The organism is Nisaea sp. (assembly GCF_965216895.1).
In the GTDB taxonomy this organism is placed as follows: Bacteria; Pseudomonadota; Alphaproteobacteria; order Thalassobaculales; family Thalassobaculaceae; genus Nisaea.
In genome coordinates, this window is record NZ_OZ244205.1 from 572,872 (window position 1) to 591,802 (window position 18,931).

The 18,931-nt window shown below is 63.1% G+C and carries 19 protein-coding genes; 8 read left to right on the plus strand and 11 right to left on the minus strand.

From position 1 onward, the window contains the following. Nucleotides 1-65 precede the first annotated feature (65 nt). Entirely contained in the window at nucleotides 66-752 is a 687-nt protein-coding gene (locus ACOOE1_RS02685) for a fumarylacetoacetate hydrolase family protein (RefSeq protein ID WP_420404804.1), read from the minus strand. Nucleotides 753-1,136: 384 nt separating this feature from the next. Here ACOOE1_RS02685 and ACOOE1_RS02690 point away from each other — a divergent pair, with 384 nt between their 5' ends. Next, on the plus strand, nucleotides 1,137-1,922 hold the full coding sequence (locus ACOOE1_RS02690) for an FG-GAP repeat domain-containing protein (RefSeq protein ID WP_420404805.1): 786 nt from the start codon (nucleotides 1,137-1,139) through the stop codon (nucleotides 1,920-1,922). 5 nt (nucleotides 1,923-1,927) lie between these two features. Here the strand turns inward: ACOOE1_RS02690 and pcaD are convergent, their stop codons facing one another. Next, a complete protein-coding gene (gene pcaD / locus ACOOE1_RS02695) occupies nucleotides 1,928-2,722 on the minus strand; it encodes a 3-oxoadipate enol-lactonase (protein WP_420404806.1) in 795 nt (264 codons plus the stop codon). A 218-nt stretch (nucleotides 2,723-2,940) separates the two neighbouring features. Between pcaD and ACOOE1_RS02700 the strand changes: the two genes are divergently transcribed. The 3 genes from ACOOE1_RS02700 to ACOOE1_RS02710 all read left to right on the plus strand — a co-directional run bounded on the left by ACOOE1_RS02700 (nucleotide 2,941) and on the right by ACOOE1_RS02710 (nucleotide 5,761). After that, the gene (locus tag ACOOE1_RS02700; protein ID WP_420404807.1) at nucleotides 2,941-3,927 is read left to right on the plus strand and encodes an MBL fold metallo-hydrolase; all 987 of its coding nucleotides are present in this window, start codon (nucleotides 2,941-2,943) and stop codon (nucleotides 3,925-3,927) included. Nucleotides 3,928-4,112: 185 nt separating this feature from the next. Further along, nucleotides 4,113-5,291: a DUF2336 domain-containing protein gene (locus tag ACOOE1_RS02705; protein WP_420404808.1), complete on the plus strand. Its 1,179-nt coding sequence runs from the start codon at nucleotides 4,113-4,115 to the stop codon at nucleotides 5,289-5,291. A gap of 92 nt (nucleotides 5,292-5,383) precedes the next feature. Then, nucleotides 5,384-5,761, plus strand: coding sequence for an Hpt domain-containing protein (locus tag ACOOE1_RS02710; RefSeq protein WP_420404809.1), 378 nt, complete (start codon nucleotides 5,384-5,386; stop codon nucleotides 5,759-5,761). A 9-nt stretch (nucleotides 5,762-5,770) separates the two neighbouring features. Here ACOOE1_RS02710 and ACOOE1_RS02715 read toward each other — a convergent pair whose 3' ends face one another. Beyond that, nucleotides 5,771-6,163: a response regulator gene (locus tag ACOOE1_RS02715; protein ID WP_420404810.1), complete on the minus strand. Its 393-nt coding sequence runs from the start codon at nucleotides 6,161-6,163 to the stop codon at nucleotides 5,771-5,773. Nucleotides 6,164-6,377: 214 nt separating this feature from the next. Between ACOOE1_RS02715 and ACOOE1_RS02720 the strand changes: the two genes are divergently transcribed. Together ACOOE1_RS02720 and ACOOE1_RS02725 are read left to right on the plus strand one after the other, a co-directional pair. Continuing rightward, a complete protein-coding gene (locus ACOOE1_RS02720; RefSeq protein WP_420404811.1) occupies nucleotides 6,378-7,142 on the plus strand; it encodes an Hpt domain-containing protein in 765 nt (254 codons plus the stop codon). A gap of 175 nt (nucleotides 7,143-7,317) precedes the next feature. After that, entirely contained in the window at nucleotides 7,318-8,889 is a 1,572-nt protein-coding gene (locus ACOOE1_RS02725; RefSeq protein WP_420404812.1) for an ATP-binding protein, read from the plus strand. Nucleotides 8,890-8,913: 24 nt separating this feature from the next. On the opposite strand, the gene ACOOE1_RS02730 is transcribed toward ACOOE1_RS02725, so the two are convergent. After that, nucleotides 8,914-10,206 carry an MFS transporter gene (locus ACOOE1_RS02730; protein WP_420404813.1) on the minus strand — a complete coding sequence of 431 codons (1,293 nt, stop codon included), beginning with the start codon at nucleotides 10,204-10,206 and terminating at the stop codon, nucleotides 8,914-8,916. Between the two features lie 213 nt (nucleotides 10,207-10,419). Between ACOOE1_RS02730 and hspQ the strand changes: the two genes are divergently transcribed. After that, nucleotides 10,420-10,749, plus strand: coding sequence for a heat shock protein HspQ (hspQ, locus tag ACOOE1_RS02735; protein WP_420404814.1), 330 nt, complete (start codon nucleotides 10,420-10,422; stop codon nucleotides 10,747-10,749). 14 nt (nucleotides 10,750-10,763) lie between these two features. Here hspQ and ACOOE1_RS02740 read toward each other — a convergent pair whose 3' ends face one another. The 5 genes from ACOOE1_RS02740 to ACOOE1_RS02760 form a co-directional block, all read right to left on the minus strand. Then, complete coding sequence (locus tag ACOOE1_RS02740) at nucleotides 10,764-11,390, minus strand: class I SAM-dependent methyltransferase (protein ID WP_420404815.1); 627 nt, start codon at nucleotides 11,388-11,390, stop codon at nucleotides 10,764-10,766. A 123-nt stretch (nucleotides 11,391-11,513) separates the two neighbouring features. Further along, entirely contained in the window at nucleotides 11,514-12,407 is an 894-nt protein-coding gene (locus ACOOE1_RS02745) for an ABC transporter permease (protein ID WP_420404816.1), read from the minus strand. After that, nucleotides 12,400-13,356 (minus strand): ABC transporter permease, encoded by a 957-nt coding sequence (locus ACOOE1_RS02750; protein ID WP_420404817.1) that lies wholly within the window; start codon nucleotides 13,354-13,356, stop codon nucleotides 12,400-12,402. Before ACOOE1_RS02750 ends, ACOOE1_RS02745 begins: the two co-directional genes overlap by 8 nt. A gap of 25 nt (nucleotides 13,357-13,381) precedes the next feature. Then, nucleotides 13,382-14,857, minus strand: coding sequence for an ABC transporter substrate-binding protein (locus ACOOE1_RS02755; protein ID WP_420404818.1), 1,476 nt, complete (start codon nucleotides 14,855-14,857; stop codon nucleotides 13,382-13,384). A gap of 125 nt (nucleotides 14,858-14,982) precedes the next feature. Next, complete coding sequence (locus ACOOE1_RS02760) at nucleotides 14,983-15,282, minus strand: hypothetical protein (RefSeq protein ID WP_420404819.1); 300 nt, start codon at nucleotides 15,280-15,282, stop codon at nucleotides 14,983-14,985. 198 nt (nucleotides 15,283-15,480) lie between these two features. On the opposite strand from ACOOE1_RS02760, the gene ACOOE1_RS02765 reads away from it, so the two are divergent. Next, on the plus strand, nucleotides 15,481-16,260 hold the full coding sequence (locus tag ACOOE1_RS02765; RefSeq protein ID WP_420404820.1) for a DUF2189 domain-containing protein: 780 nt from the start codon (nucleotides 15,481-15,483) through the stop codon (nucleotides 16,258-16,260). A gap of 248 nt (nucleotides 16,261-16,508) precedes the next feature. On the opposite strand, the gene ccoS is transcribed toward ACOOE1_RS02765, so the two are convergent. Together ccoS and ACOOE1_RS02775 are read right to left on the minus strand one after the other, a co-directional pair. After that, nucleotides 16,509-16,646, minus strand: coding sequence for a cbb3-type cytochrome oxidase assembly protein CcoS (ccoS, locus tag ACOOE1_RS02770; RefSeq protein WP_420404821.1), 138 nt, complete (start codon nucleotides 16,644-16,646; stop codon nucleotides 16,509-16,511). After that, complete coding sequence (locus ACOOE1_RS02775; RefSeq protein ID WP_420404822.1) at nucleotides 16,643-18,931, minus strand: heavy metal translocating P-type ATPase; 2,289 nt, start codon at nucleotides 18,929-18,931, stop codon at nucleotides 16,643-16,645. The genes ccoS and ACOOE1_RS02775 overlap by 4 nt, the downstream gene beginning before the upstream one ends.

An 18,931-nucleotide genomic window follows, 5' to 3' on the forward strand; every position in this document is an offset into this window, starting at 1 on the left:
GACATGCCATACAGAAAGGGGCGGCCTTCCAGGGCCGCCCCTTTCACGTTCAGTCTCAGGCCGGATTACACGACATTGACGACCAGCTCGCCGACATTGTCGACATGGCCATGCAGAACGTCGCCCCGCTGTACCGGCCCGACCCCGGACGGCGTGCCCGACATGATGATGTCACCGGGTGCAAGTTCGAAAAGCCCGGAGAGATAAGAGATCATTTCCGGGACTTTCCAGATCATCTGGTTGAGGTCGCCTTCCTGCCGCAGTTCCCCGTTGACCTTGAGCCAGATCGCGCCGCTTTCCGGATGGCCGATATCGCTCGCCGGAACGATTTCGCCGCAGGGTGCCGATTTCTCGAACGCCTTGCCGATCTCCCAGGGGCGGCCGAGCTTCTTCATCTCTCCCTGAAGATCGCGGCGGGTCATGTCGAGGGAAACGGCGTAGCCATAGACGCAATCCAGTGCTTCGGCGACCGGAATGTCGCTGCCGCCCTTTTGCAGGGCCACGACCATCTCGATCTCGTGATGCACGTCGTTCGACCTTGGCGGATAGGGGAAGTTCAGATCCGGGACCACGAGATTGTCCGGGTTCTTCTGGAAGAAAAAGGGCGGTTCCTTATCCGGGTCATGACCCATCTCGATCGCATGCTCGGCATAGTTCCGCCCGACGCAGTAGACGCGATGCACCGGGAAGCGGTCGTCCTGCCCCCTTACAAGCAGGGAAACGGCGGGAGGCGGCGTAAAGACGTAGCTCATGGCGATCTCCTTCCGGGGGGTGGTCGCGCGGTCCGCTGCTCGCGGTCGCGCAGCTGTGAAGCCAGACGACAGAATCGGTCAGCCCGGACGAAGCGTCCAGCCCTATATTGTTAACGCTTTCCACCGAACAGGCCGGTTATACCGGTTGGGCCCGAAATGCACCGATATCTGATGTCCTGTGTCGCTTTGCTGGTTTTTCTGGCGCCGCTCTCCGCCGCTGAGCTCAAGGTCTAGGCATTGGTCCTGCCCGATGCCGGCGCTGCCCTGGTCGCGGCGAACGGGACAGTGCTGGTGAGGACAGCTGCCGGATCCGTCTATCGTCTGTCGAGAGACGGGTCCGCTGTTGCTGTCCCCGTGGCGGTTTGGCCCGCGCAGGATACCGCAATGGCACCGCCGCCTGTCCGCGACGGGCGGATTGCCCGCGATCCAGCTGGCCGTATCCATGCCTGGTATGCAGAAGAGACGGAACAGTACGGTCACGGGGCGCTTGGCGACTCCATCGAGGCCCTTGCGCTCCTGGTCCGGGAAGGTGACGGGAAACCGGCGCTCTACCGGATCACGGGCGGCGAGGTGTTCGAGGATCTCGAACCGAGGATCGTCGATCTCGACAACGAGCCGAACGGCAGGCCCGAAATCGTGACGATCGTCGCCTCGGCGGAAGAGGGGGCTGCCATCGCGGTTTTCAGCCTGGGGCGCGACCGGAACGGCGACCCGGCGCTGGTCCGGCTCGCGACCTCAAGCCATATCGGCACGCCGTTCCGCTGGCTCAACATTGCGGGTATCGCCGATTTCGACGGCGACGGTTTTACAGAGATCGCCTATGTGGACCGCCCCCATATCCGCGGCGAGCTGGTTTTTCTCGAATGGCGCGGCGGGCGCCTGCGGGAGCAGGAAAGGGCGGGCGGTTATGCCAACCACCACGGCGGTTCCACCGTTCAGGACCTCTCGGAAGTTGCGGATGTGGACAGAGACGGAAACCCTGATCTACTGCTCCCGGACCGGGGCTACCGCCATTTCGTTGCGCTCGGTCTCGGCGCCGCCGGAATTCGGGAAATCCTGCGGGCGAGGATCCCGGGTGCGCCTGTGTCCGCAGTCGTGCGCTCGGGGCCGGACGGGGTGGCTTATCTGGACGCCGAGGGACGATTGTATCGGCTGAGCTGGGCGCCCTGACGCTCTTAAACCAGCCCCTTTTCCCTGAAGAACGCGTTCATCGCCTCGGCGAGGGCTCCCGGCTGCTCGAGGCTCGGGATGTGGCCGGCTTCGGGGATTTCTACATAGCGTGCGTCGCGCATGCTCTCCGCCATCGCGCGGACCAATGCGGGCGGTGTCGCCCCGTCCTCGGCGCCACAGACAACAAGAGCCGGAATTTCGAGCGCGCGCGTGGCTGCGGTGAGATCGGCGTCCCGGATCGCGGCGCAGCAGCCCGCATAGCCTTCCTCGGGGGTGCGGGTCAGCAGATTGCGCCAGCCGTCGGTCCGCTCGGGGTACCTGCTGCGGAACGCGGCAGTGAACCAGCGTTCCATGACGCCATCGCCGATGCTTTCGAGCCCATTCTCGGCAATCGCGTCGATCCGGTCCTGCCAGAGCTTGGCATCGCCGATCTTCGGCGCGGTATCCATGCAGACGAGGCCCTCGACCTGAACGGGGAATTGCGCTGCGTAATCCTGCGCAATCATGCCGCCGATGGAAACGCCGCCCAGCAGGAAGCGGTCGAGGCCGACATGATCGGTGACGGCCTTCAGATCGCTGCTGAGATCACGGATCGAATAGGGCGCCGGTGCGACGTCGCTAAGGCCGTGTCCGCGCTTGTCGTAGCGTACGATCCGTCCAATCCCGTTCAGCAACGGAAGCAGTGGGTCCCAGATCCTGAAATCGGTTCCGAGCGAATTGGCGAGCACGAGTGTCGGTCCGTCGCCGATATGGCGGTCCGAATAGTGAATTGTTCGTGATCCATGTTTGAAGAATGCCAATTGAGACGGTCCCCGCTTACGCTCGTTTCGACGTTCCGCCGGTCGCCAATCCGCGGAAAAGCCGCTTACTTATACGCCAAGCCCGTACGCGGACAAGGGCCTGGACGGCGTTCCGTCCGGCGCGGATCCCGGGAGGCGGGCGGGCTGCTCTTTTCGTCGTCGTTCGGCAGCCTACATTTCGTCTGTGGGTTTTTATCTGGTCGAGGGAGGACCGAGGGATGACTTTTAGAAAAGTTGGACTGAACCGGCGCGAGCTGGTTCTGGGAGCCGCCGGGGCGCTCGCTGCGCCTGCCGTGCTGTCGACGTTGCCGTCCGTTGCCGAGGCGGCGGCCCCGCTGCAAGGCGGAGCGCATCCGACGCATTACCGGTTCAAGCTCGGCAAGTTCGAGGTGACGACGATCTGGGACGGCGCGGTCCAGCTTGACGGACCGCATCCGATCTTCGGGCAGAACGTCATGCAGGAGGATGTCGCGGCGCTGGCGAAGGAGAACTTTCTGCCCGAGACCCGGATGGAGATCTCTTTCACACCGGTGATCGTCAATACCGGCACAGAAGTGATCATGTTCGACAGCGGGAACGGCGACGGACGTCGGCCGAATGCCGGCCAACTGTCCGCCACGCTCGCAAAGGCTGGTTTCACCGCCGAGCAGATCGACGTGGTCGTGCTGACGCATTTCCATCCGGACCATATCGGCGGGCTGATGGAAGGCGGTCAGCCGCTGTTCCCGAACGCGCGCTATGTCACGGGCGCCGCGGAGTACGATTTCTGGTCGCCGCCGTCGATGGCCGAGGGAAACCTCGCGCGGGTGGGCAAGCTGGTGCAGAGCAACGTCGTTCCGTTCGCCGAAAAGACCACCTTCCTGAAGCCGGGAGATGACGTCGTCACGGGGATCCAGGCGGTAGATGCCGCGGGCCACACGCCCGGGCACATGGCGTACCACTTCGAAAGCGAGGGACGGCGGCTGCTGGCCTGGGCGGATACCACGAACCACTACGTCGCCTCCCTGCAGCGTCCCGACTGGCATGTGCGCTTCGACATGGACAAGGAGGCCGCGGCGGCGACCCGCAAGCGCGTGCTCGACATGGTGGCGGCGGATCGGATACCGGCGACGGGCTACCACATGCCTTTCCCGGCCGTCGGGTTCGTGGAAACACACGGTAGCAGCTACCGCTGGGTCCCGGCGAGCTACCAGCTCAATCTCTGAGACAGGCGGAAATATCTGTCGTGGTGCGGCATACTTGCCGCACCATCGCAGAACTTGCGCGATACGCGGTGAAACCTGTTACACTCGTCGCTGTATCCGCGGGGAAAAACGGGTTGATAAGAGAACGTTAACCCTTGCTGCGGGACACTGTTTCGCTTGGTTTCCGGCGAGAAGTGGGGAAGCGCATGGTTGGTTCGGGTGATAAAGGCGGCAACGGGGGCGGCGCGGCTCTTTCCGTCGCTGACGTGCAGGCTCTGCTGAAGGACCCATCGGCGGAGAACCGGGCGGTCACGGCCGCAAAGGTCGCCGGTCAGCTTTCGGCTGCGAGTTTCTCCGACACAGAGCTGCCCATGGCCCAGGAAATTCTCAGGGTCATGGCGCGCGACGCGGAACGCAGGGTACGCGAGGCTCTGGCGCGCGAGGCGCGGTCGGCGAAGGATCTGCCGCATGATGTGGCCGTTCTTCTGGCCAAGGATGTCGAGACCGTGGCCATGCCGGTGCTCGAATTCTCCGATGTCCTGCGCGAGGAAGACCTGATCGAGATCGCCTCGGCGGCCGACGAAATGAAGCAGACGGCGATCGCGCGCCGGGACAACGTCTCCGAGGCGCTGGCCGATACGCTGATAGACAAGGGCAATCAGACAGTTGTCGAGACCCTGGTCCGGAATGAAGGTGCAGCAATTTCGGAAAGCGGTTTCGAGAAGGCGATCGAGCGTTTCGGCGAAGACGAAAATATCCAGGACGGGCTGGTTCACCGTCAGAAACTCCCGGTCGGCATCTCTGAACGTCTGGTTTCGATCGTGTCGGATCGGCTGCGCGAACATCTGGTCAAGCACCACGATCTGCCCGCGAACACCGCGACCGACCTGCTGCTCGAAGCCCGCGAGAACGCGACGCTGAGCCTGGTTTCCAACGGTGCGCCGTCGCAGACGGTGGAAGATCTCGTCGCTGAACTGCACCGCAACGGGCGGCTGACGGAGTCGATCGTTCTCCGGGCGGCCTGTCTCGGAGATATGGATTTCGCCCAGGCCGCGATGGCCGAACTCGCATCGGTTCCGCTGATCAATGCGCAGAAACTGTTCGACGATTCAGGCGCGCTGGGGTTGAAAGCCTTGTTCGACCGTACCGGCCTACCGAAACGGTCTTATCCGGTCTTGCGCAAAGCTCTCGACGTGATGCGGGACACGGATTACGACGGTCTGGAGAACGACCGGGAGCGGTTCAGCCTCAAGGTACTTGAACGTCTTCTGACGGCATTCGAAACGGACGATTTCGGTCTTTCGGACGACGATGTGGACTATCTGATGAAGCGACTGTCGACGCTGACCTCGAAGACCGCGGAAGCACGGGAACATCTTCACTGACGATTTCCGCCACTTGATGCTGGGCCACCTGAAATCTGGCAATGTGTCTCTGCCGGAGGAGTCGTCCTGTCGATGCCAGCGGGAGAGTCAGAGTGTCCGATAGCAGCATGCGGGAGACCTTCATCCGGCTGCGCGGCGAGTTCCTCGAGATCTGCAAGGGACGGTTCGATGTACTCCGGCGTCAGATGGACGTTCTGGAGGGAGAGCCGAGCGAAGAGGAACGGATTGCGGCGCTGGGACTGATGGGCCGCGAAGCGCACACCATTGCGGGGAGTTCCGGAACCTATGGGTATTCCGATGTATCCCGGTGCGCGCGCGCGCTCGAGCACGCCTGCGCCCAAGGTCTTTCCGCAGAAGAGGACAGGAATCCCGAAGCGCAACTGAGCGAACTGAGCAATGTCTACAGGGGTCTTCTCTCGGAGGCGGACCGCATGTTTGCCAACCCTGACATGGGTACCGTGCCGTTCTGACGAAATGGATCAGCCGTCGCCGGCGCCGCTCTTCCAGTCGGACCAGACCATCCTCACGTCTTCGCTCAGTTTCATCGGGTTGAAAGGCTTCGCAATCACCCCGATCGCACCGAGTTGCAGGAGATGGCCGACTTCGTCCTCCCGCGTTTTTGCCGTCATGAATATCACCGGAATTCCGGCGGCGTCCTCGCGCTTGCGAAGCTCCAGGAATGTCGAGGGACCATCCATGTCCGGCATCATGACGTCGAGCAGGATCAAGTCCGGCGCGGTGTCCGCCACGCAATCCAATGCTTCCTGCCCGGATGCGCAAGACGTCAACTCGAACCCCCCGACGGACTGCAACGCGAGTTTGGCGACGGCGCGGATATCCTTCTCGTCGTCGACATGAAGTATCTTCTTCATTCTTGCGGGCCCTCCGATGCCATGCGTTGCGCCTTGGCTGTATCCTGTCGCACAGGATGATGGAGCCGCTTCGACCGCGTGAGAATAATCCGGCCGGGAAGCGGGTTCCTAACCGAATGGTAACGATTACGGGTTAACGGATTACCAAAGCATCGTGTCCGAACGGGCTCCGCAAGGACGCCGCGCCGTCGAACAGAATGGTCAGGATCAGGTGATGGAAGATTTCGAGAAACATCTAGCGCAATTGCACCAGGAGTTTCTGGACCAGGCCAATGACAGCATTGTCCAGCTGGATCAAATGCTCGATGCCGCCGGAGAGCGGGGCGGGCTGGAAAACACGGAACTGGTGAACATTGCCCGAATCGTCCACTCGCTCAAAGGATCCGGCGGAACCTTCGACTACCCCAACCTTACGGTACTGGCACACCGTTTTGAGGACTATCTCGGCGCGTCCGACGTGTCCGTGCCCTTGAAACTGACGGATATCAGAGTTTTCGTCGACCGCATCGGGGATGTGGTGGATGGGCGTATTTCGCGCGACGGCCCGATCGATACCATCGTCCGATCGTTGCCGATGCGATCCCGCTTCGATATCGCCGACGTCTCCGTTACGGAAATCGAAGTTGGTCTGATCATGGAGGGCGGGGCACAGGCCCGTCTGGTGACCAAGGAACTGGAAGCCTGCGGTTATCGTGTCACACACTTGCAATCATCGATCCAGGCCATCGGATATGTCTATCAGACTCGCCCCGACTGCGTGTTCGTCTCGGCCAACATGCCGGGACTCGACGGAGTGGATTTCGTCCGTGCCCTGAAAGCCATGCGGGCGACGGAAGCGATTCCCTGCGCCTTGTTGACCGCATTCGCGCGGGACAATCAGTTGCTTCGCGGGCTGCCGGAGTCTGTACCGGTCATTCGCAAGGGAGCCGAATTCGGCGACGATTTGGCCGATGCGCTGCAATTGCTCGGGTTGCTCTAGAGAACGAGCATTACATCTGCTGGTTATAGTTCCCGATCATTTTCGCAAAATGTTCGGAAATCTTGGTTAAATATCTCACTTATATTTTGTGGAGTATTCGCCAGGATTGTTTTATTGAAATCGCTGCATTTTTACATTCTGGGGCCGGCAAGAGCGCTTTTGCCGAAATGTCGCGATGAATGATGTGTGGAACAGCGATCTCTCTGCGAACGTGGAAGACGTTATCAAGAACGTGTTCCATAGAGCGCCGGACCCCTCGCGGGACGGTGTTGTCCTTTGGGGGCGCAGCGGGCAACTCGAAGCCTATAACACTGCGGTGCTCGATCTTCTCGACATCCCTGCCGGCACATTGTCGCTCGGGATGGACGCCAGCGACATCCACGCCCTGCAGAGGACTCACCGGGACGTAGGGTTGCTGAACGGGTTTACGTCAGACCCCGAGATCGGTGATCTCACTCTCGCGACGCCGCGCGAGAACCTGCGCGTGCTTCTGGAATCCGGCCGCATGGTGCGTGTCGATAGCCGTCCATGCAACGACGGCGGTCTGGCGACGGTGCTGACGGAATTGACGCCGGCCGACAGTCAGTTCGTGGCGGGCGACGGAGATATACCCGCACTTCGTGATATCCTAGAGGATTGCCCAGTCGGCGTTCTGGTGCTCTGCAACGAGACGAACGCCTGCCTTGTCGCCAACACGCCGCTGAAAAGCTGGTTGGGGTCGGGGTTTCTGGAGGCCCTGGCCGCCATGCCGCCGCGTCCGGTCGGGGAAGAGCCGGGCGGCCTCGAGGCCGCGCTCGCCGACCCGTATTTCAGCATGACGATGACGGAGTACGAAGTTCAGCACGTCGCCGCCGACGGCGAGACACGCTGGATCCTGCTCAGTGGCCGCCCTGTTGCCTTCGAGGGGCGTGCGGCGCGGATCATCTGGTTTCGCGACATTTCGATCCGCAAGCGCCAGGCGCAGGACCTCCAGCGCAAGGTCGCAGAGAAGACGCGTCAGCTTGAGGAGGCCTTGCACCGGGCCGACCTCGCAAGTCTTGCAAAGACCCAGTTCCTGGCGAACATGAGCCACGAATTGCGCACGCCTCTGAACAGCATCATCGGTTTTTCGGACCTGTTGCAGAAGGAAATGTTCGGGCCGATCGGCAGCGAGCGCTACGTCGAGTTCGTCCACCATATCCATTCCGCTGGTGCCCATCTTCTGGAACTGATCAACGACATACTCGACGTTTCGAGAATCGAACTGGGTGAAATGGGACTCAAGGAAGACCTGTTCGATATCGGCAGGTCGGTTTCGGCGACAATCGCCATGATCCGTCCAAAGCTGGCCGAGAAGGAGCATAGTTTTACCGCCGAACTTCCAAACGGTCCGATCGGTTTCAGAGGCGACGAGCGGCAGGTCCGTCAGGTTCTGATGAATCTTCTGACCAATGCGGTGAAATTTACCGATCCGAACGGGGAAATCGTGCTCGGGCTGGCGGTCGATCCGGAAAGCGGAATCGCGCTCTCGGTGAAGGATAACGGAATCGGAATTCGCGAACGCGACCTCGACCGCGTGCTCAATCCGTTCGAACAGGCGATCGACGAGACCTACAGCCGCTCGATCGAGGGCGCCGGACTAGGTCTCTACCTTTCACGGGCGATCGCCAGGGCGCACGGCGGCGACTTGACGGTCGAGAGCCAGTTCGGTCAGGGGACCACTGTCACGGTCACCTTGCCGGCGGAACGCCTCCGGCCACTCGAATGACGACACGGCGTCCGGAGCCGCTGCCTATTCGAGGTGCTCTTCGACAGGGACGCCGGCCGGCGTCCGGATGAAAAGCGCGAGTACGGCGCAGGCCGCCGGATAGAGCGCCAATGCCTGGATCATCAAAGTCGGCGAGCCGAAAGTATCGAAGGCATAGCCGATCGGCAGCGGCCCGATCGAGGCGCCGACCACCATGATCATCTGTCCCGTCCCTTGAATGCTGCCGAGATGCTTCCGGCCGAAAAAGCGCGGCCAGATATAGCCGAACAGGGTCATGCTGCAGGCGTTGTTGAGGCCGAAGAGTGCGGCATAGACGACCGCCGTCGGAATATTGCTGACCTGGGTCACCATCAGCAGCGCACTGGCCTGAACCAGCAGGGCGAGTGCAAGGGAATACCGGGTCTTCAGGCGGTCGAGGACACGGCCGACGAGCGGCATCATCGTGACCATGGTGCCCGCGGAGATCGGAAACACCCAGGCGGCGACCTGTTCCTCAAGCCCCTGAGCGGTGAAAATCTTGACCTGATAGAAATGCAGGGCAGTCACCAGCATGGCGATGGAGGCCATGCTGAACCAGATCATGTGGAAGGTCGGGGTCCGCAGAGCCTGCGATAGGGAAAGCCCCGGAACGTCGTCCGTTTCCTCGGAATCCGCGGCCGTGGAGGCGACAGGCGCGACGCCGTCGGGATGTAGGCCCTTATCCTCGGGTTTGTCATGTACCAGGAGCCAGATGACCGGAAGCATCTGAACCCAGGTCAGCAGGCCGAGAACGGTCCATGCCTGGCGCCACCCGAACGTATCGATCAGGAACTGCCCGAGGGGCGGGTGGATGGCCATGGAACTCGCGAAGCCGAGCGCCATCAGCCCCATCGCGAAGCCGCGCTTGCGGCTGAACCATTGCGAGACCATGTTCGCACAGGTCAGCATCAGGGTGCCCTGGCCGAAATATCTCAGGAGGGCGAAGCCGAGCCCGAGCCACAACATGTTGGCGGCCGCACCGAAGAAAAAGCAGGCGAAGCCGAGGAGAGTGACGATCAGCAACGCCATCCGGCGCGGACCGAAGCGATCGACGAGACGTCCGGCGAAAGGCAGACAAAGTGCGGCGAAAAGGGTTGCTGTTCCGTAGGCGGAAGCGATCTCCGTGCTGGAAATGCCGAGATCTGCGCTGATCGGATCGACAAAGACGCTGAAGGTGTGGGACTGGCCGGGGCCGCTGGTGAAAAGGCCGAGACCGGCCACTGAGAGGATGACCCACCCGTAGTAGAACTGGCCGTTTAGATATCCAAAAAGCCGATCACGCACGGCCACAACAGACATTCCCGTCTCCCAGACTTTTTTTGATTTCGAACGGAACCGTTCGCTTTCCATCACATTGTATGCAAAATTACGCCTCAACAAGACGGTTGTCGCGTCGGAATCGGAACGAGACCGTGTCCTGTCCAGCGGACCGTAACCCGGTGAAGGTTGACGCTGACCGCTATTCCGGACAAGTTCCATGAGATGCGAGCAAAAACAACGGAGTGATAGGCCGTGGTTAAGGTAGTCGAAGCCAAATTCGGTATCGGCGCAGTTGTTCGGCACAGGATGTTCGATTTCCGGGGCGTCGTGTTCGACGTGGACCCGGAATTCGCCAATACGGAGGAATGGTACGAAGCCATTCCCGAAGATCGCCGGCCGCGGCGCGATCAGCCGTTCTATCACCTGTTCGCGGAAAACCCGGAAACCTACTACGTCGCCTACGTCTCCGAGCAGAACCTGCTCGACGACAGCGACAACGGCCCGGTCAACCATCCGTCCATCTCAGATCAGTTCACGGGGTTCGACGACGGCCGCTACATCGTTCGTCACCACGAAGCCTGAGACCCGACGCCGCGTCAGGCGGCGACCCTGGAATTCGCCGGACGGGCCGAGCGGGCTGCCGCTTTGCGCAATTCCCAGACCCGGGCTGGCGGCAGGTTGCGCCATGCAAAGCCGAGCGAGCGCGCTTCCAGGCCAAGTTCGATCCTGAGCGCGCGGGAAACCGGGCAGGACGGTCCATAGCTGTACTGGATGAGAGAGCCGGTGGTGCCCAGAACCTGAAAGGTCTCTGCGAGGATCGCCTTGCGCTGGGATCTTGGCAGGGAAAGCAGGGGCAGGCTTGAAACGATCCGACGGACACCGATGATCTCGCGACGGGCGAGGTGCCGGCCGAGATGCTCCGCATCGCCTGCGATGATGGTCGCGCCCGGAAAATCGCGTCTTAGCCACGCGGAAAGCTCTGGATCCCTCTCCAGGACGGCAAGGCGCTGCGGCGCAATACCGGCCTCCAGAAGCGCCCGGGTTACCGCACCGGTACCGCCGCCGAGTTCGACCACCCATTCATCCGGGCCGGTATCGCAAACGGCACGCGCGATCAGCTTGGTGAGATCGCGGCCGCTCGGCCTGACCGCTCCCGTTTTGAGCGGTGCGCGAAGCCATCTCGAGAGGAAAAAGATTTCCTCTCTGGCGGATCGTAGACCCATTTTTGCAGCGCTCCCGAAAGTCGGCCCGGACGATGTCCATACCCGGAAATAGATATGTAGTATCCCCCGGGTGCCAAAAGCATAAATTCTGAGCGGGGGCGCGCCAACCGCCAATCTTGTATTTCAGCTCCGCGCAAGCCGCCGGTTCGAGCCTCCGCGCAGCTTTGGATCGAGCAGGTCGCGCAACCCGTCGCCGAGCAAATTGAGGCCGAGAACCGTCACGGCAATACTCGCACCGGGTAGAATCGCGAGCATCGGGGCGAAATAAAGCATGGTCTGCGCCTCGTGCAGCATCTTGCCCCAACTCGGCTGCGGCGGCTGTGTGCCGAGGCCGAGATAGCTGAGCCCGGCCTCGGCGAGAATGGCGAGAGCGAACTGGATCGTGGCCTGCACGATCAGCGGGCTGGCGATGTTGGGCAGCATGTGCCGGAGCGCGATCTGCAGTGGCGGCACACCGATTGCCCGGGCAGCCGAGACATATTCCATTTGCCAGATCGAGAGTGAAACGCCGCGTGTCAGGCGGGCGAATACCGGGACATTGAAGATCCCGATCGCGACGATCGAATTGACGGTGCCCGGACCGTAGATCGCAGTGATCATTACGGCGGTCAACAGCGCCGGAAAGGCGAAAGCGAGATCGCTTGCCCGCATCACCGCTTCGCTGATCACACCCGGGCGCATCGCCGCCAGGAGCCCGAGCGGCGCGCCGACGCCGACGCCGAGCCCGACAGCGACGATCCCGACGAGAACCGAATTACCGGCTCCGACCATAAGCATGGAGAGGACATCCCGGCCGAAATGGTCGGTGCCGAGCGGGTGCGCGGCTGAGAATGGCCGGAGTTTCGAGGCGATATTCAGTTCGGTGACCGGGTAGGGAGTCCAGAAGAGGGCGAGGGCAGCGGTCAGCAGCACGATCAGGCTGATCGTCCCGCCGAGCACAAACCCCGGATGCCGCATCGCGCGGTGCCGGAACGGGGGGCGGGCCGGAATTGCCTGGACGGGTTGTCGTTCAGACATCGCTGCCGGCCTTCCGGAGTCGCGGGTCGGTCCAGGCGTAGAGCAGGTCGACGATGAAGTTCACCGTGATCACGAGGGCGACCAGCAGGACAACCACGTCCTTGACCACGATCAGGTCGCGCTGGGCGATGGCCTGGAACATCAGGCGGCCGAGTCCGGGAAGATAGAAGACGTTCTCGATGATGACCGTGCCTGCGAGGAGAAAACTGAATTGCAGGCCCATGATCGTGAGCGGTGCCGCCAGCGCGTTGCGCACGGCATGACGCCAGAGCACGGTCCGCCCGGAAAGGCCCTTGGCGCGGGCGGTGCGGATATAGTCCTCGCCGAGAACCTCGACGACGGCCGAACGGGTCACGCGGGCGAGGATCGCGGCCTGGGGCAGGGCGAGCGCGATGGACGGCAGCAGGAGGGCGCCGAGTGCGGGCAGGATGCCGTTCTCGAATCCCGGAAAGCCGCCTGCGCTGGTCCAGCCGAGGGTCACGGCGAACAGCAGGATCAGAAGGATCGCGAACCAGAAATTCGGCACAGCGATGCCGAGTTGGGCAAGGCCCATGATGACACTGTCGGCGAAGCGGCCGCGGAACCGCGCGGCGAGCACGCCGCAGGGCAGGGCGATCGCCGTTGAGATCAGGATGGCCATCAGGGCAAGGGGCAGCGTGACGCTCATGCGCTCGGCGATCAGCTCCGAGACGGGAACGTCATAGGTGTAGCTGATCCCGAGATCGCCCGAGAGGAAGGCCGCGACCCAGGCGAGAAACCTTTCCGGCGCCGGACGGTCGAGTCCCATCTGGGCACGCAGGGCGGCCAGGGTGTCCGGCTGGGCGTTGAGGCCGAGCATGACCTCGGCCGGGTCGCCGGGAAGCACCTCCATTACCAGGAAGATCACAAGGGAGGCGACCGCGAGGGTCGCCGCCAGGGCCGTCAGGCGCCGGACGACGTAACCGAGCATTGCAGATAATCCGTCCGGCCGGAGGCTATTCCCAGTAGGCCCGGGTCAGGTCGTTTGCCTGGATCGGCCGGTTGCGCCAGAGTCCCTTGACCCTGGTCCGCCAGACACCGTTCTGGGCGAGTTCGAAGAGGAACCCGTTGACCGCGTCCTCGGCGAGAATCTTCTGCGCCTCTCCGATCAGGGCGTTCCGCTCTTCCGGATCCACCGCCTCGGTCAGATCTCCGTAGACCGCGTTGAACCGTTCGCTCTTGTAGTTGAAGTAATAGCTGTCACGGGCATAGATCCCGATGTCGAAAGGCTCGGTGTGGGAGACGATGGTCAGATCGTAATCGGTCGACTTGAACACCTGCTTCAACCATTGCGCCCATTCGACCGGAATGATTTCCGTTTCGATGCCGACCGCTGCCAGCTGGGCCGCGATGACCTCTCCGCCGCGCCGCGCATAGCTCGGCGGCGGCAGGGTCAGGCGAAGCTTCAGTCCGTCGCCGTAGCCCGCTTCGGCGAGCAGCGCCTTGGCTTTCTCCGGATCATGCGGATACATCCCGGTCAGGTCGACATAGGCCGGGTGATGCGGCGCGAAGTGGCTGCCGATCGGGGTTCCCAAGCCGAACATCGCGCCGTCGATGATGGCCTGCCGGTCGATGGCATGGGAGATCGCCCGCCGCACGCGGATATCGCCAAGCGCCTTGTTGGCATGGTTCATCGAGAGAAGCGTCTCGCCCTCGGTCGTACCGACCATTACCAGGAACCGTGGATCGGAGCGGAACTGCTCCAGCAGCTCCGGGGCGCCGAAGTTCGGAAACACGTCCACATCGCCGGATAGCAGGGCGGCGGCCGACGCGGCGGGATCGGGCATGATCTTGAAGCTGACGCTGGCGAGTTTCGCTTTCGTGCCCCAGTAGGCATCGTTTCGGGTGAGGCTAATCTCCGATCCCTTCGCCCAGCGTTTGAAGCTGAACGGCCCGGTGCCGAGCGGATTCGACTTGTTGCTCTCGGCACTCTCGGGCGCGACCATGACGGCATCGCCCCAGCCGAGATTGAAGAGGAAGTGACCGGTCGGACGCTTCAGGGTGATCGCGACCGATTTCGCATCCGGCGCCTCGACTTTGGCGATCGGCTCGAACAGGCCCTTCTGCGCGTTCGTGCTGTCGTCGGCCATCGCACGGTCCAGGGAGAACAGAACGTCGGCGGAGTCGAACTGCGAACCGTCATGAAAAGTGACACCGTCCCGAAGGGTGAAGCTGTAAGTGAGGCCGTCGTCCGAAACCGTCCATGAACTGGCGAGGGCGGGAAGCACGGCGCCGTCGGGACCGATGCGGGTGAGCCCTTCGAAGACATTGGCGTAGACCACTTCGTCGATCGCCGCCGCGGCGCCGGCGGTCGGGTCGAGATGCGGCGGCTCGAGGCCGATTCCGAGCGTCAGGCTGTCCTTGGCGGCGGCATTGCCCGCGATGCCGAGCGTGGCGGCCACAATGGCGGCGGCAACGAGCTTCGATTTCATCTTGGATCTCCCTTCCCGGGGCGGACCGCAACGCAGCCTCCGCCCGATGAAGGCAGCCTTACATGCTCGCAGGTACTCCGCAATGGGCTCGCTCTGCCTCCGGTCTGTCTGCGAGACGCTCCGCCTCAGCGTTTGAGGATGGCGGCGAGTTTTTCCGCCGACTCCAGGAGAGCGGTGCGCTGGGGAGGCGCTATCTCCGCTTCGGCCAGGCAATCCGCCGTGGCGGCGAGCACATCTGCCAATAGGTAATCATGCAGATGAAACGAGGCGATCCTCTTGTCGTCCCCCGGATGGACAAGCTTGAGGGCGATGCTGTCCCGTTCCCGCTCGACCTCGAAAGAGCTGTCGCTGCGGAAATAGCCGAGATAGGCCTTGTCCGGGAACTCGATGGAAACTTCCGCGCCGTCGTTTATGGGTTTCTTCATGACCTGTTCCTGTGACCTCAGAAGCCTGTGGGGCTCTGGCGATATTCGGCAAAACACATGCGGAAACATTGATCTGAATCAATGTTTTTGACTTGTTTCCGGGTGAACTTGAAGGTGACACTGGTGTCGAATTTGCCGCCGCCGGACCGTCCAAACTGGGGCTGTCGAGCAAACGAGCGGCGGAAGTGGAGGAACCCGATGGTGTCTGCGGATACCGCACATGCAAGCGGCGCCGGAATGGAGCCCGACGAACCATGGGAATGGCTTGCTGCGGGATGGCGTGACATGCTGTCCGTGCCGGCGATCAGCCTGACCTACGGTATCGGCTTCACCCTGGTCAGCCTGGGCTTGGCCAGCACGCTGTTCTTGCTCGACGTTCCGCATTTGCTGCTGCCGTTGTCCGCCGGTTTCATGCTGCTCGGGCCGATGCTCGCGGTCGGGCTCTACGAGACCAGCCGGCGCCGGGAAGCGGGCGAGCCGATATCGCTCGGGTCCGCGCTGTTCGTTCCGGTGAAACGCCCGACCCAGCTCGCCTATCTCGGCGTGATCCTGATGGTGGTGCACCTGATCTGGATCCGGATTGCGACACTCCTCTACGCCTTGTTCCTCGGAACCCAGCCGTTTCCGGGGCTCGAGGAGTCCATCAGCATTCTCTTTTTCACCTATGACGGTCTCGGTCTGCTCGTGCTCGGCACCGCGTTCGGCGGCGTTCTGGCGGCGGCGGTTTTTGCGGTCACGGCCTTCTCCGTACCGATGCTGATGGTACGCGATGTCGATGCCGTCACCGCGGCTGTGGAGAGCGTGCAGATGGTCCGCCGGAACCTCTGGCCTCTGATGGTCTGGGCCTGGCTGATCGTGATGCTGACGGCGGTCGGCATCGTCACCTGCTTTGTCGGACTGGCAATCACCTTTCCGCTGATCGGGCATGCCACCTGGCATGCCTACCGGCGGGCTTTCGACGGTATCCGGCCGAAGTAGGACGCGCCCGGCTTCATCCTCGTAGCGCATTGGCCGCCGCATGGAGGCAGGACGCCAGGCGCTTTTCGCCGAAGGAGTCGTCCCCCTCCCGGCACAGCAGTCCCGTGTCGCCGCTACTCTCGTTCTCCCCGGTCCGCACCCGTCGTGCGCGCGCCGGAACTCGATCGCCTGCAGCACGTTGCCCGACCTTCATTGCTCGCCGACAGTTCGTCGTCCCTGCCGACGACGCTGTCGTTATGCGCGGCCGGTCAGTCTTCGTCGAGCATCCGGTGTGCGGCGCCGTCGAGATCCTCGAACTGGCCGTTCCTGAGCGCCCAGAGGAAGGCCACCAATCCGATCAGGCCGAGGAACAGGGCGGCGGGAATGAGGAAGCCAAGTGCGGTCATTTGGCTGCTCCGGTTGTGTTCTGGCCCAGCTTGATTCTGAGCGCGTTCAGGGTCACCACAAGCGAGGAGGCGGACATCGCGATGGCGGCGATCAGCGGCGTCGCGAAGCCCGCCGCCGCGATGGGCACGGCGATCAGGTTATAGGCCAGCGCAAGGGTGAAGTTCTGCTGCACGAGCACGCGCGCCGAGCCCGCAGTCTTCAACGCTTCCAGAACCGGTGCGAGACGGTCGCCCTGGAAGATGAAATCGGCCGCAGTCTGGCTCGCGTCGGCGGCGCCGCCCGGCGAGATCGAGGCGAAGGCCGCGGCCAGTGCCGGGGCGTCGTTCAGCCCGTCGCCGACCATGCAGACCTTGCGCCCCTCCGCTGCCAGTTGTTCCAGCCGGGCAATCTTGTCCTGCGGGCTGCAGCTGTCGCGCCAGACGTCGATTTTCAGGTCTTCCGCGAGGCGGGCGACGGCGGCCGGCCGGTCGCCGGAAAGCAGCTCGATCGAGAGACCGAGTTCCGCGAGGGCGGAGATTGTTGCCGCGGCGTCTGTCCGCGGCGTGTCGCGGAAGCGGAATTGCACCCGGTGCGCGCCGGCAGCCAGCCAAAGCTCGGGACCGTCATGCGCAACGCCGTCATCCGGCCCGGCGCCGGCGAACTCACGTCGGCCGAGGCGGATCTCGGTGGCTCCGTCCATGGCGCGCAGGCCCTGTCCCGGTATTTCCTCGACACCATTCATGGCGCCGACCGGCCCCGTGGCGCGTCGGATGGCGAGCGACAGCGGGTGACGGCTCGCGGCGGCAAGCGATGCGGCGCGTTTCAGGTCCGCAAGAGCGATGTCATGCCGGTCCAGCAATTCGGGGCGGCCGAGGGTCAGGGTCCCGGTCTTGTCGAAGACCACGGTATCGATCGCAGCAAGCCGTTCCAGCCCGTCCCCCGACTTGGCGAGGATGCCGGCCTTCAGCAGGCGTCCGACGGCGCCGGCCTGGACTGCGGGCACGGCAAGACCGAGCGCGCAGGGGCAGGTCACGATCAGCACCGTGATCGCGACGAGCAGGGCCGCCTGCCAACTCATGCTGCCCAACAGCATCCAGCCTGCAAAGGTTGCGAATGCCAGCGCGTGGACGACGGGCGCGTACCAGCGCGCCATACGGTCCGCAAGACGGACATAGCGCGCGCGGCCCTGTTCGGCGGCTTCCATCAGACCGACGATTTCGGAAAGCAGAGTACCTTCGTCGGTTGCCGTGACGGTGACCGTCACCGGGGCGCCGAGATTGACCGTTCCTGCAAAAACATTCTCCCCGGGGCCGGCGGCCCGGGGCACGGATTCGCCGGTGACCATCGAGGTATCCACCTCGGTCTGTCCCGACGTTACGACGCCGTCGACCGGGAAACGCTCTCCCGCGGCAACCGCGACCTTCATGCCCGGCCGGATTGTATCGATCGGTTGGGAGACATATCCACCGTCCGGCGCGATCACGGTGGCGGAAACGGCTTTCAGCGCGAGCAGATTCTGGGCGGCGGACTCGACCTTTCGCCGCAGCGAGCGGTCGAGGAAACGGCCGATCAGCAGGAAGAAGAGCAGGCTGACGGATGCGTCGAAATAGACATGCTCGCCGCCGCGCGTGGTCTCGAACAGGCTCATGCCCGCCGCCAGCAGTACGGCGAGGGAGATCGGCACGTCCATGTTGGTGCGGCCGTGGCTGACGGCGGAGAGCGCCGAGCGGAAGAAGGGGCGCCCGGCATAGGCGACCGTCGGCAGCGCGATCAGGGTCGCGACCCAGTGCATCAGCGCGCGGGTCGCTTCGCCCATGTCCTGCGCGAGACCGGCCCAGACTGCGACCGAGATCAGCATCACATTCGCCGCGGCGAAGCCGGAGACCGCCATCGCCTTCAGCAGTTCCCGGTCGTCGGTATTGGCGGACGCGGCGAGTTTCACCGGATCGTAGGGGCTGACCTCGTAACCGAGATCGGCGAGCTTTTCCACCAGTGCGGCCGCGCTGGTCTCCGCCTCCTTCCAACGGAGGTGAAGACGGCGCGTCGTCGCGTTCAGGCGCGCGACCAGCACGCCGCGCTCGGCGCCGAGCCCGCCTTCGATCTGCCGGACGCAGGAAGGGCAGTGCATGTTCCGCACGATGAGATGGAGATCCGCGATTCCGTCTTCCCCCGCTGTCACAAAGCTCGCGACATCCGCCGGGCGGATCACGTCGTCGGCGAGATCCATCGCTGCCGCGATCTCGCAACAGCTTGCGAGCGGCGCGTCCGCGTTCCTGTCTTGCTGATTGTCTGTCGCGATGCTCAT